This window comes from Kitasatospora sp. NBC_01246 (genome assembly GCF_036226505.1).
Taxonomy (GTDB): Bacteria; Actinomycetota; Actinomycetes; order Streptomycetales; family Streptomycetaceae; genus Kitasatospora.
Map to the genome: position 1 here is coordinate 874500 of NZ_CP108484.1, position 12522 is coordinate 887021.

The 12522-nt window shown below is 71.6% G+C and carries 16 protein-coding genes; 12 read left to right on the plus strand and 4 right to left on the minus strand.

The genetic code is table 11. The features are described from left to right. Positions 1 to 5: 5 nt before the first annotated feature. A complete protein-coding gene (locus OG618_RS04000) occupies positions 6 to 599 on the minus strand; it encodes a DUF4291 domain-containing protein (protein ID WP_329485755.1) in 594 nt (197 codons plus the stop codon). Between the two features lie 341 nt (positions 600 to 940). After that, on the minus strand, positions 941 to 1420 hold the full coding sequence (locus tag OG618_RS04005) for a hypothetical protein (protein WP_329485756.1): 480 nt from the start codon (positions 1418 to 1420) through the stop codon (positions 941 to 943). A 424-nt stretch (positions 1421 to 1844) separates the two neighbouring features. Here OG618_RS04005 and OG618_RS04010 point away from each other — a divergent pair, with 424 nt between their 5' ends. From OG618_RS04010 to OG618_RS04025, 4 genes are all read left to right on the plus strand, one after another. Next, positions 1845 to 2300, plus strand: coding sequence for a hypothetical protein (locus OG618_RS04010; protein WP_329485757.1), 456 nt, complete (start codon positions 1845 to 1847; stop codon positions 2298 to 2300). Positions 2301 to 2390: 90 nt separating this feature from the next. Further along, a complete protein-coding gene (locus OG618_RS04015) occupies positions 2391 to 3236 on the plus strand; it encodes an NAD(P)H-binding protein (protein WP_329485759.1) in 846 nt (281 codons plus the stop codon). A gap of 101 nt (positions 3237 to 3337) precedes the next feature. After that, on the plus strand, positions 3338 to 3910 hold the full coding sequence (locus OG618_RS04020; RefSeq protein WP_329485760.1) for a GNAT family N-acetyltransferase: 573 nt from the start codon (positions 3338 to 3340) through the stop codon (positions 3908 to 3910). Further along, positions 3898 to 4470, plus strand: coding sequence for a dihydrofolate reductase family protein (locus OG618_RS04025; protein ID WP_329485761.1), 573 nt, complete (start codon positions 3898 to 3900; stop codon positions 4468 to 4470). Before OG618_RS04020 ends, OG618_RS04025 begins: the two co-directional genes overlap by 13 nt. Before the next feature lie 95 nt (positions 4471 to 4565). On the opposite strand, the gene OG618_RS04030 is transcribed toward OG618_RS04025, so the two are convergent. Further along, complete coding sequence (locus OG618_RS04030) at positions 4566 to 4949, minus strand: helix-turn-helix domain-containing protein (RefSeq protein WP_329485762.1); 384 nt, start codon at positions 4947 to 4949, stop codon at positions 4566 to 4568. Between the two features lie 135 nt (positions 4950 to 5084). Here OG618_RS04030 and OG618_RS04035 point away from each other — a divergent pair, with 135 nt between their 5' ends. From OG618_RS04035 to OG618_RS04065, 7 genes are all read left to right on the plus strand, one after another. After that, a complete protein-coding gene (locus tag OG618_RS04035) occupies positions 5085 to 5621 on the plus strand; it encodes an STAS domain-containing protein (protein WP_329485763.1) in 537 nt (178 codons plus the stop codon). After that, positions 5618 to 5800, plus strand: coding sequence for a hypothetical protein (locus OG618_RS04040; protein ID WP_329485764.1), 183 nt, complete (start codon positions 5618 to 5620; stop codon positions 5798 to 5800). The genes OG618_RS04035 and OG618_RS04040 overlap by 4 nt, the downstream gene beginning before the upstream one ends. Continuing rightward, entirely contained in the window at positions 5797 to 6024 is a 228-nt protein-coding gene (locus OG618_RS04045) for a DUF6296 family protein (RefSeq protein WP_329485765.1), read from the plus strand. Before OG618_RS04040 ends, OG618_RS04045 begins: the two co-directional genes overlap by 4 nt. Positions 6025 to 6177: 153 nt before the next feature. Continuing rightward, positions 6178 to 6588 (plus strand): VOC family protein, encoded by a 411-nt coding sequence (locus tag OG618_RS04050; protein WP_329485766.1) that lies wholly within the window; start codon positions 6178 to 6180, stop codon positions 6586 to 6588. 324 nt (positions 6589 to 6912) lie between these two features. After that, positions 6913 to 7113: a hypothetical protein gene (locus OG618_RS04055; RefSeq protein WP_329485767.1), complete on the plus strand. Its 201-nt coding sequence runs from the start codon at positions 6913 to 6915 to the stop codon at positions 7111 to 7113. Positions 7114 to 7204: 91 nt separating this feature from the next. After that, positions 7205 to 9136, plus strand: coding sequence for a glycoside hydrolase family 15 protein (locus OG618_RS04060; protein WP_329492000.1), 1932 nt, complete (start codon positions 7205 to 7207; stop codon positions 9134 to 9136). 90 nt (positions 9137 to 9226) lie between these two features. Then, complete coding sequence (locus OG618_RS04065) at positions 9227 to 10594, plus strand: MFS transporter (RefSeq protein ID WP_442906926.1); 1368 nt, start codon at positions 9227 to 9229, stop codon at positions 10592 to 10594. Between the two features lie 19 nt (positions 10595 to 10613). Here the strand turns inward: OG618_RS04065 and OG618_RS04070 are convergent, their stop codons facing one another. Further along, entirely contained in the window at positions 10614 to 11600 is a 987-nt protein-coding gene (locus tag OG618_RS04070; protein ID WP_329485768.1) for a phosphotransferase, read from the minus strand. 306 nt (positions 11601 to 11906) lie between these two features. Between OG618_RS04070 and OG618_RS04075 the strand changes: the two genes are divergently transcribed. Further along, entirely contained in the window at positions 11907 to 12464 is a 558-nt protein-coding gene (locus tag OG618_RS04075) for a hypothetical protein (protein ID WP_329485769.1), read from the plus strand. The last annotated feature ends 58 nt before the right edge of the window (positions 12465 to 12522 follow it).

Here is a 12522-nt window from a genome sequence, read left to right on the forward strand (position 1 = left end):
TCGGCTCAGTCGCGCAGATGGGCCGTGAGCACGTCGCCCGCCGGGTAGGGGCGTTCCGCGGGGAGCAACTGCCGGGCGGCGTCCAGTGCTCCGTCCCTCACGTGGGCGTGGATCGCCTGCGCGAGCGCGGTGACGTCGCGGATCGAAACGATCCACTCCTCCGCGTAGCGCTCAGCGGCCTCGCCCGTGAGGCCGAGTTGCAGGGACCGGTGAGCGAGCGGCCGCAGGTGCAGATCGCGTTCGGGGTCCCACTGCACCCGGGCCGGGGCTCGCTTCAGCCGGCGCTTCCAGTCGCCGCGGTCGGGATGCAGTCCGGGTTGGTAGTGGGCCAGGCAGGCGTTCTCCAGGGCCCATTCGAAGCCCTCGCGGGTGATCTCGACCGCCAGCACGGTCTCCTGGCCCTCCTTGCCCGCCCATCCGCAGCGATACATCATCCAGAGGAACGAAGGCTTGATCCACGTCATCCGGTCCCGCCGCCAGGCTGCGGGAAAGCGACCGTCCAGTGCGGCGGGCAGGCCGATCTCCGGCGCGTACGCCTGGTAGACCGTCACTGTCGTGTCCGTGTAGCTGGCGCGGATCTGGTGCTTGGGTTCTGACACGGTGACCAGAGTCGACGGTGGACGCGCTCGGCGCCATCGAATTACCCCGTCGAACGGCGCTGGTTGAGCGCTGAGCGCTACCAGGCCTCTCGGGCCGGACTCGGGCGGTGCCGTCCCCCCGCTCCTCCGGATGCTCCTATAGACGTCAAGCCGCAGGAGCAAGATCGGGTTGGGTGATTCGTGAGGTTGGAGTGCTGGTCAGTGCGCGGTAGACCTCGCGGGCGACGAAGCCGACCCCCGCGCCGCAGAACGCCGGGCCTGGCGCCACTGACCGGTGGCACTCGCAGGTCGGTACGGGCCGGCCCGGGTCGGCCCGCGGGGCTCTGCCACCTCACTCGATGTCACTCGATTCCGAGGGGTCCGACGCCCAGGTCCTCACGCATGAGGCGACGCATCCGCGCCATGGCCTCGCGTCGCCGCGCTATCAGGGGCGCGTCGTCGGCCGAGCCGACCGCCGCTCCCCGGGCGTAGGCGTCGCGGATCGCCCGCAGGCAGTGGAACGCCTCGTTCCCGGCCTCCACGACCGGCGACGGGCCCACGAGCCACAGGCGTTCGCTCGCCGTGTAGATGCCGGTGCGCCGCACCGCCTCCCGCACCGCCGCGTCGCGGGCCGAATCTGACATGTGGTCGCCCAGGGCGACGGCCCGGATCTCCTCACCCGCGGCCTTGAGCGCGGAGACGTACTCCGTGTAGACCTCGCGCCGCACGTCCAGCGCATGCCTGGCCTCCTCCCGCCGCCACCGGTTGCGGTCGGCGATCAGCGTGGCGGCGATGCCGATGACGGCACCGGTCAGTGTGGAGAGCAGAGGCGTCCAGTCCATGGGCCCCAGCTTGTCCAAGCCGCTGCGCCGGTACCAGTGGCTTTCGCTGCGAACGTCCGGGGCCGGCCACACGGGAGCCCTGCCGCGCGACGGGAGGGACCGGATCCGGGACGGCCCCGGGGCCGTCCCGGTCGGGTGCGCGCGGTACTTCAGCGGCCGGGGACGACGATGCCCTGGGTGGACGGCCTACCTTGTGCCGAGCCGTGCCGTGTCCGCGGCCAACCCGGGTTGTCCGCTGGTCACCTGGGCCGCAGCCGAGTCCGGTGGATGGACAATCGGACATGCCTGCACTGTGGGCTTCACCAGGCCATCGGACAACGTGTCGAGGCCCGCGACGGGACACCCCGGGGCTTCCGGCACGGAGACGGTCCCCCGGCAGTCCCGTCCCGGCCCTGGACACCCACCGCACTCGAAGGAGCTCGCCATGCTCAAGAAGCACCTCGCGACGGTACTCGCGGCCACGGTCCTCGCCGGAGGCTTCGTCGGCCTCTCCGCCGGCGCGGCCCACGCCTACCCCCGGGTCAACAAGTGCGGGAGCGCGTACGACTTCAAGCAGAGCTGGGACATCACGGACAACGCCCAAACGAGCGTGGTGGTCGGCTTCATCGACATCTACTACAACAGCGGAAACGGGATCAACTGTGCGATCGCCCGCGGGAAGGACGGGACCGTCACCGGTCACCACGACATCCGGGTCGCGATACGACGCTCCGGAACGAGCGACTGGATCCAGGACGGCGCCGGGAGCAACTACTCCAGCTACGCGGGCCCGGTCTACACGTACGCCAAGGGGGCCTGCATCGACTTCGTCGGCGGGCTGATGTACAACGAGTTCGCAGGTCAAGGGGCATCCGGCTACAGCTCCAAGCACTGCGGCTGAAGCGAGGAAGACGTACAGCGGCGAGGAGAGTCCCGAGCGCCGGGGCCCGGCAGACGGAATAGTCCGAGCAGGGCCGAGGCTGGGCTGATCATGAGTGAGATTCTTGTGACGGGCGCGACCGGCAACGTCGGCCGACACGTCGTTGCTCGGCTCCTGGCCGCGGGCGCCGGGGTGCGGGCGCTGGCGCGTGATCCCGAAACGGCGGGGCTGCCGGAGGGAGTGAAGGTCGTCAGCGGGGACCTGTCCGCGCCGGCCACGCTCGATGTGGCGCTGGAGGGGACCAGCGCAGTGTTCCTGGTCTGGCCCTTCCTGACGACCGAGGGCGCGCCCGCCGTACTGGAGGCGCTTGCACGACGTACCGGGCGCATCGTCTATCTCTCGTCGTCGGGCGTCAACGAGGCGGCCGAGCGGCAGACCGATCCGATCAACCAGCTCCACGCCGACATGGAGCGCATGATCGAGGAATCCGGCCTGGAGTGGACTTTCCTGCGGTCGAACACCATCGCGTCCAACGCGCGGGGGTGGGGCGAGCAGGTCCGCGCCACGCGCACCGTTCGCGGTCCCGGTATCGCCGCTACCGCGGTGATCCACGAGGGCGACATCGCGGCTGTGGCGGTTCCTGTCCTGACCGGTGACGGGCACGTGGGCGCGAGGCTTGTCCTGACGGGTCCGCAGGTACTGAGCAGGGCCGAACAGGTCCGTGCGATCGGGGAGGCCATCGGTCGCCCGGTGGCGTTCGAGGAAGTCCCCGTAGAGGTCGCGCGACGGCAGATGCTCGCTGACGGCAGGCCACCCGCACTCGTCGAGGCGCTGTTGGCCAGCGCCGAGACCCGGCCCGCATCGAACGTGATCACCTCCACCGTGGAAGAGATCACCGGAGTTCCCGCGCGCACGTTCCGCACCTGGGCGGAGGAGCACGCGGAGGAGTTCCGCTAGGTTCGCCGTCCGGGTCCAGGACACCGGCCGCCCCTCACCCAGCACCAGGTCCCGGCGATCCTCGGCCGCCGGGGCCTCGTCGCACTGCCTGGATGGTCCGCGTGAACATCGAGATGTCCAGCCGGATCCGGGTGCGAGCCGCGGACGCCACGGACTTGCCGGCCCTCGTCGCCATCGACGCGATCGCGGCCGCCGGCGACGAAGTGCGGGCCCGGAGCATTCGTCGGTGGTTGGACCAGGGATCCGTCAGCGTGGCCGAAGATCCGTCAGGCATCCTGGGCTACGGCGTTCTGGAGTACACGTTCTTCGAACAGGGCTTCGTGACCATGGTGACGGTCTCGCCGGGCGCACGCCGACGGGGCGTCGGCGCCCGCCTTCTCCAGGCCGTCGAAGCAAGCTGCTCCACCCCGAAGCCGTTCACCTCGACGAACGTCTCGAACCATCCCATGCAGCTGCTGTTGCAACAGCTCGGCTGGCACCCGGCCGGCCTGGTCCACGGCCTCGACGAGGCGGACCCCGAACTGTTCTACCTCTGCCCGCCCGAGCGACTCCGGCCACGCTGGATCGGACTCGGCCCACACCGGCGGGTCGGACCGCGCACCGGTGAGCTTCCCGCGTCACGCTGGTCTCCACGCCGGACACCCACGACGGAAGGCTGGCCATGCGGAAGCTGATCTACGGCATGAACCTGACCCTGGACGGCTACGTCACCGCCGCCGGGGACGACATCGGCTGGAGCGGACCGCCGAGCGACGAGCTGTTCCAGTGGTGGCTCGACCAGGAGCGGGCGAGTGGCCTGACCCTGTACGGGCGCAAGCTGTGGGAGACGATGAGCTCCTACTGGCCGACCGGCGACGAGCAGCCCGATGCCACCCCGGGGGAGATCGCGTTCGCGCGGAACTGGCGGGACACACCGAAGGTGGTGTTCTCCTCGACGATGACGGCCGAGGAGGTCGACTGGAACACCCGCCTGGTCACCGGCGACGCGATCGCCGAGATCACCCGGCTCAAGGCCGAGGACGGCGGCCCGATGACCATCGGCGGCGCGACGCTCGCCGGGGCGGCCATGCGCGCCGGGCTGATCGACGAGTACGCGATCGCCACCTATCCGGTCCTGGTGGGCGGCGGGACACCGTTCTTCACCGCGCTGGACAGCTGGGTGGACCTGAACCTGGTGGAGACGCGGACGTTCCCCGGCGGCGTGGTCATGACCAGGTACGAGACGAGGCGTTGAGCAGCGTGAGGTACCGGGGCTCGCGGGCCGAGGCGCGCGGCCCCCGTTCGGGCCGGGTGGCGACCACCCGATCCCGTGGACGAAGCGTGGCGCGGTCAGGGGTGGGGCCGGCTGGCCGACGTGCCGTTCACCCGGCGGGCACCGCCGTCGCCGGTGGGGGCGTCGTGGTCGCGGTCCTTGCGGTTGGGGGCGAGCAGGTCGAGCAGTGCGCTGATGCTGAGCCCGGCCTCGGCGGGGTGTCTGAGCAGGGTGCCGGAGGCGATGCTGTAGTGGGTGCGCCGCCCGGCGCGGTCGCGGGTGAGGTAGCCGCCCTGGTCGAGGTCGGTCACGATCGCCTGGACGGCGCGCTCGGTCAGCTGGACCTCCACGGCGATGTCCCGCAGCCGGATGCCGGGGTCGCGGGCGATCGCGGCCAGCACGCGGGCGTGGTTGGTCACGAACGTCCAGCTTGTTCTCGCCGTGGGTTCCTCGAGTGCCATGCCCTCTACCGTAAGACGAAAGATTCAGATTTCGCTACACATGAATCGAATTTCGGGTATCTCTTGACGTGAATGTGGCTGCGGGCCACGCTGGAAGGGTCTCAGCCCGCCCCTTCCCTCCCCAAGGACCCGGCCATGACCGAAGATCCGTCCGCTACCGGCGCCGCAGGGTGCTCCGCCGTGCAGCCGCCGTCCGTACCGCGGCGCCTGACCGGCGGCCCGGACCTCACGGTCACCGCCGGAGCACACCGCACCCTGGTCCAGGTGGCCGGGGAGATCGACATGGACAGCGCGGACGGCCTGCGCGAGACCCTGGAACAACTGCTCCACCAGAGCGGCACCGGCCTCGACCTCGACACCTCCGCCGTCACGTTCTGCGACAGCTACGGCCTCAACATGCTCCTGCGCCTGCGCCTGACCGCCCTGCGCGCCAAACGCCGCCTCACGATCACCGACCCGGGCCCCCGCCTGGAGCGGCTCCTGGCCCTCACCGAGACCACCGCCCTGTTCACCCTCGACGGCCACCCCGACGGGGCCACACCGCCCGGCGGCACCCGCCCCGCCGACGCCAAAACCGGCCTCCACACCAAACCCGTCCGCACCACCGGCCTCCTCAATGACACCCCGGCCGAGCCCCCCGGCTCCATCCTCGAGGGGAAGCACCTGCCATGACCACCCCCGCCCCGGCCACCGGCCGCGCCCGCGGCGCGGTCCGCCGGCTCACCGCGCCCGCCCCCGCACGGATCCGCGCCGGAGCCGCACGCCGGCTCCCGGCCGTCGCCGAACGCCCCGGCCTCGCCGGCCTCGCCGACCAGCACGACAGCTTCGACCAGCGAGGCAGTGCGCCGTGAGGGACGCCACGCGCTACGCCATCGCCGTCCGCGGCCCGAACGGCACGACACGCACCGTCATCGTGCACCGCACCGACCGCCTCGGGCCGGCCCACGAACCCGTCTACGAGGACACCACCGGCGGATTCCGCTTCCAGATCAACGGCTCGACCGCCGAAGTCCTCGTCCTGCCCACCGGCTACGGCACTGCCCACCCCTGCCTGGAAGCCGTCCCGATGCCCTGACCCGCCCCACCGGCGGGGCCCGCTCCGGGCCGTCGCGGATGCCCGGCCCGCTCAGGCCGTCAAGATTTCTCCGTCCATCGGTCACGTTCCTTCGGCGAGGTCCGTCGATGAAGTGAGGCGGACCGCCTGACCGACCGATGGAAGGACCACACGGTGCTGACGAACATCATGTACGTAACGCTCTATGTCACCGACCAGGACCGCGCGCTGAGGTTCTACACGGAGCAGCTCGGCCTGGAGAAGCGCGTCGACTACCCCGGTCCTGACGGGCGCTTCCTCACCGTAGGTGTCTCCGGCGGCCCGTTGGAGATCATCCTCTGGCCGCACGCCGCAGCCTCGGGGCAGCCGGCCGCGCTGCGGCCGGGCACGACGCCCGGTCCGGTCTTCCTCGAATCGGACGACCTGCGGGCGGACTTCAAGGTGCTCCGCGAGCGCGGTGTGACCTTCGACCAGCCCGAACCGGAGGACTACGGGTACGGGATCCGGATCGAGGCCGTGGATCCCGACGGGAACCGGATCTCGCTGCGCCAGCGGGCGACCTGGCAGAGCAAGGGCGATGCCTGATCCTTCGTAAGGCCCGGTGGGGCCGGCGCGGGCCGGCGCCGGCCCCACCGGGCCCGAACCGATGCCGGCGGTCATGGCCAGGGCATTGACCGCAGACCCCGACGGCTGCGGGCGGGATCACGGCTGCTTGCCCCACAGCCACCCCTGCGCCCCGGCGCCCCACCCGTATGGCGCAGCCCTGTCCACCCGGGGCGATCGTTCGAGTGCGATGGATTTCCCGGAATCCACCCGCCCGGCCGAGCCGCTCTGCCATGCTCGGCCCGACATCATCGGACTCCGGGTGACCGGTGTCTCACGCAGGGTCAACCCAGGTCGGAGTGGGCAGTGCAGTACACGATCAGTGCGACGGCGTTCCTCGCGATCATCATCTTCGTCCGGCTCCGGCGCCCCACCCATTCCCGCAGCCGCGTCGACGAGGGCTTCACCGTCTTCACCGCCGTCGTGTTCGGTGTCCTGATCGCCACCACGGCCTGGGGGCAGGCGATCCTCCAGCTCGTCGGCATCGCCGTCCAGGCCACCCACTGACCGGGGGACGGGAGCGGACCCCGACGTCCGAGGGGCCGCCCGGTCCGGGATGCGGTGACCGGGAGGCGGCGGTCAGCATGGAGGAACGGCCCTGACCAAGGCAGGCCGCCGGGCCGGCAGTGTCCGCCGGCTCGACGTCCCGAGAACGCCGTCTCCCCGGCAGGAGTGGCCCATGAACGACTACCCCCCGATCGCGAACCACGGCTTGGTGGGAGACCTGCAGACCGCGGCGCTGATCGCCTCCGACGGGACCGTGGACTGGTGGTGCACGCCCCGGTTCGACTCGCCCAGCCTGTTCGCGTCGCTGCTCGACAGCGACCGCGGCGGCCACTGCCGCCTCGCCGCCGACCTCGGAGAAGACGCCACGGTGCGCCAGCTCTACCTGCCGGACACGCCGATCCTCATCACCCGGTTCCTGGCCGAGCAGGGCGTCGGCGAGGTCATCGACTTCATGGAACCCATCACCTCCGACGAGCCGGCCGCACGGCACCGGCTGATCCGGGTCGCCCGAGTGGTCCGCGGCAGCCTCCCGTTCGAGCTGATCTGCCGACCCCGCTTCGACTACGGCCGCGCCTCGCACACCCTCGACCGCCTCGACGACGGAAGCGCCGTCTTCCACGGTCCCGACGACGACCTGCACGTCCAGGCGACCGAGCAGATCACGCTCCACGCCGACGGCCACGACGTCTCCGCGCGTTTCACCCTGCACGCGGGCGAGAGCGCCGCGGTCGTCCTCACCAGCGAGACCGGCGCGCCGGGCACCCGTGGCGGGCACCCCGGCGGGCCACCGCCGACCGTCGAGGAGGTGACCGCGGCGTTCGACGCCTGCCGGGACTTCTGGCTCGGCTGGCTGCGCTCCTGCCGTTACAAGGGCCGCTGGCACGAGATGGTCGTCCGCTCCGCGATCACCCTCAAGCTGCTCACCTACGCGCCGACGGGTGCCCCGATCGCGGCGCCCACCATGGGCCTGCCCGAGCAGATCGGCAGCGAGCGCAACTGGGACTACCGCTACACCTGGGTCCGGGACGCGTCACTGTCGGTGCGCGCGCTGATCGACCTCGGCTTCACCGACGAGGCCGACGCCTTCCGGCGGTGGATGCGCGAGCGGCTGGAGGCCGGCGGCACCGCCTCCGGCGAGCCGCTGCAGATCATGTACCGCGTCGACGGGGAGCCCCACCTGACCGAGGAGGCCCTCGACCACCTGGAGGGCTACCGGCGCTCCGCCCCCGTGCGGGCCGGCAACGCCGCGGCCGACCAGATCCAGCTCGACATCTACGGCGAGGCGGCCTACGCCCTGGCCCAGAGCGAGGACATCGGCGGCATCCGCGGCTGGCAGGTGTTCGCCGATCTGATCGACTGGCTGTGCGACCACTGGGACCGCCCGGACGAGGGCATCTGGGAGACCCGCGGCGGACAGAAGAACTTCACCTACAGTCGGCTGATGACCTGGGTCGCCTTCGACCGGGCGATCCGACTGGCCACCACGCACTCCCGCCCCGCCGACCTCGCCCGCTGGCGCGAAGCCCGCGACACGGTCTTCCGGCAGATCATCGAGCGCGGCTGGAGCGACAACCGCCGGGCCTTCGTCCAGCACTACGACAGCGAGGTGCTCGACGCCTCCCTGCTCCTCATGCCCCGCGTCGGATTCCTGTCGCCCACCGACCCGGACTGGCTCAGCACGCTGGACGCGATGACCGACGAACTCGTCAGCGACAGCCTGGTCTACCGCTACGACCCGGCGGCCTCGCCCGACGGCCTCCAGGGGTCGGAGGGCACCTTCAGCCTGTGCAGCTTCCTGTACGTCGAGGCCCTCGCCCGCTCCGGCCGCGTCCACCAGGCCCGCTACGCCTTCGACAAGATGCTCACCTACGCCAACCACGTCGGCCTGTTCGCCGAGGAGATCGGCCCGTCCGGCGAGCAACTCGGCAACTTCCCGCAGGCGTTCACCCATCTCGCGCTGGTGGCAGCGGCCATCGCCCTCGACAAGGAGCTCGACCGCGCCGAACAGCAGCCGGGCGCCTGATCCTCCCGCCGTGAGAAGAGGCCGATCGTGACCGAGGATCCCGCAGCCGGCGAACAGCGCCGTCCGGCCCGGCCGGGCGCCGGGTCCCGCATGCTGGCGCCGCTCGCGCTGGCGCAGTTCATCTGCAGCTTCGCCGGCTCCAACATGAACGTGATGATCAACGACATCAGCCGCGACCTGAACACCACCGTCCAGGGCGTGCAGGTCGCGATCACCGTGTTCCTGCTCGTCATGGCCGCCCTGATGATCCCGGGCGGCAAGGCGACCGACCGGTTCGGCCGCAAGCGCTGCTTTCTCGCCGGCCTCGCCGTCTACGGGGTCGGCGCGATCCTCAGCGCGGTGTCCCCGGGGCTGGGCGTGCTGATCCTCGGCAACTCCGTCCTCGAAGGCGTCGGCACGGCCCTGCTCATCCCCCCGGTCTACATCCTGACCACCCTGCTGTACCCCGACCTGACCTCCCGAGCCCGCGCGTTCGGGGTCATCATGGCCGCCGGCGGCGTCGGGGCGGCAGCGGGCCCGCTGATCGGCGGCCTGATCACCTCCGCGATCAGCTGGCGCGCGGCGTTCGTCTTCCAGGCCGTGGTGATCGCGCTGATCATCCTGCTGAGCCGCACCCTCGTCGACCCGCTGCCCCCCGACCCCGACCGCCACTTCGATGTCCGGGGCGCCGTGCTGTCCGCGGGCGGGCTGGTCCTGATCGTCATGGGCATCCTGGCCGCCGACAACAACCTGTGGCTCGCCGGCGGCCTGATCGCCGCCGGAGCCCTCGTCCTGGCCTGGTTCCTGCACTGGATCCGCAGCGAGGAACGCGCCGGCGTGGAACCGCTGCTGTCGACCGCGCTCTTCCGCGACCGCACCTCGAACCTCGGCCTCGTCACGCAGAACGCCCAGTGGCTGCTGCTCATGGGAACCTCGTTCACCGTCGCCACCTACCTCCAGGTGGTCCGCGGCTACGACGCCATCGAAACCGGCGTCATCTTCACCGCCGCCACCGTCGGGGTGCTCGCCACCTCGCTCGCCGCCGAACGCCTCGCCGAGCGCTTCGCGCAGCGGACCCTCATCATCACCGGGTTCGCCCTCGCCGTCTGCGGCATCGCCGTCCTGCTCGCCCTGGTCGCCGGCAGCCCCAGCGCCTGGGCGTTCGCCCCCGGCCTGCTGCTGATCGGCCTGGGCCTCGGCGTCATGCTCACCCCCTCCGTGAACGTGGTCCAGTCCGCCTTCCCGGAGGACCAACAGGGCGAGATCTCCGGCCTGTCCCGGAGCGTCTCCAACCTCGGCTCCTCCTTCGGCACCGCCATCGCCGGCACCATCCTGATCGCGAACCTCACCAAGAACGCCTACGCCGCCGCGATGGCCACCCTCGCCCTCGCCGCCCTCATCGGCCTCGCCACCGCCACCCGCCTCCCCCGCACCGGCCCCACCGCCCCACCCCCGGCCGCCGCCCGGCCCCGGCCGTGACGCGGCGGGGCTGCGGCCCCTACGGGAGCAGGGCCAGCGCCTCCCGGAGGTTGTGTTCGGCGATGCCCTGCATGAACTCCCGGTCGGGGAAGTCGCCGTCGAGCAGTCGCAGGGGGCCGGCCACCAGGGAGAGGCGCATGGCCAGCAGGTAGAGGTCCAGGCGCCGTGGGTCGAGGCCGGGTCGGGCGAGGGCCGCGTAGCGCTCGTGGAAGCGCAGGCGGAGGAAGACGTGCTCCCACTCGGCGTCGAAGTGCATCAGGCCCTCGATGTCGATGAGGACGGCACGGCCTTCGGCGCTCACCAGGACGTGGTCCGGGCCCAGTTCCCCGTGGATCAGTCCGTACTCGGCGCGCGGGGCCACCAGGGCCGCCAGCTCCCGCAGACGGTCGTCCAGCCGGCCGTGCACCGCACCGATCCTCGGGTCGCGGCCCGCCGCCTCCCCGAGGTTCCGCAGGGCCCGGTCGAACACCAGCTGCTCGCAGGAGCTTCCGAGGGCGACGCCACCCAGCTCCAGCACGTCCACCCGGCCGTAGTGGGGCGCGCGGTGTCGCTGCATCAGGTCGAGCGTGCGGGCCAGGTCGTCCAGGACGCCCTCGGCGCGACCGGGATCGGTCTCGAAGAGCGCTTCCAGTGTGCCGCCGGAGACGTCCTCGACTAGGGCGACGTCCGCCGCGTACCGCTGCCTGGTGTCATCCGCCAACAGCAGGTGGGGTACACGCGCCCCGACCTCGTCCAGCCGGCGCCGAGCGGCCAGGAACGGCACCAGCCCGGAGGCCGGCGCGAACGGGTCCGTCGCATCGTCCTCGGCGGCGCCGGGCCAGAAGTTCTCACCGTCCGACCATCGGTAGACGATCACGCTCTCCGTCCCGCTCCCGTCGAGCCGGACCCGGTACACGCCCTTCTTGCTCCCCCCGCGCAAGCGGTCCACCCCTACGATCCGGCACCCCGCCCCCAGCGCCTGACGCACCACGTCCGACAGGTCCTCGGCCTCCGCGAATCTGCGCATCCGCAGAATCTACGCGACACCCCTCGGAGCGGGCACCGCAATTCAGCGCCACGGGCCGTTTCGCCATGGGTTTCACCGGCCGTCGGCCGTGGCCTTTTCGCGAACCCGGTGGTCCACTCCGGTAGTGCGGGCCTCCTGCGGCTCGCTCCGATGCGCCACGCCACGCGGTGAGCCGGGGAGGAGCAGCGGCTCCCCCGGTGGGGGGAGTCGGTACCTTCTTGCGGCGGAGGTGTGACGGGGGGTGGGCTGGGAGGTTGGAGGCAGTCGGGAACGGCCCGACTCCGCTCTCCCGATTGGGGATTGACCATGCGAACGCTCAGCAGTGCCATCGCGCTCACCACCGCGGCCGCGGCCCTCGCGGCCGGGTCGGCCGGGACCGCCGCGGCCGCGCCGGCCACTCCCGCACCGGCCCAGCAGCTCGTGCTGCACAGCTGGACCCTGCTCAACGAACACGGCCCGGGCCCCAACCCGGGCGAGCGGCTCACCGCGTGGGTCGACGCCCGTACGGTCGACGGCCGGCCCCGGGGTCACGTGGTGGTCCAGCACGTGTTCGAGAGGACCGGCACCACCCGGGCCGAGCTCGACGTCGACTGCCTGACCGTCGCCGGGGACGGCGCCATCACCGTGACCGGGCCCATCGCGCAGACCGTGGTCACCCCCTACGGGGGCGAGCCGTACCTGTTCGAGGAGGGCCTGCACCCCGAGGCCGGCCTCACCTTCTACCCGACCGACGAGCAGCACCAGCGCCGGGTCGGCTGGCAGCGGACCGGCGCCCCGGGGGGTTCCGAGGTCGTCAGGTGCGGCGCGGTGTCGCCCAGCCTCTGGATCATCGACGGCGGGACCTTCCTGCGTCGCACGCGCTGACCGCTGCCGGTCGGCGCCGGTCGAGCCGGACCGCTGCGTTCGCGAGGCGATCGACTGG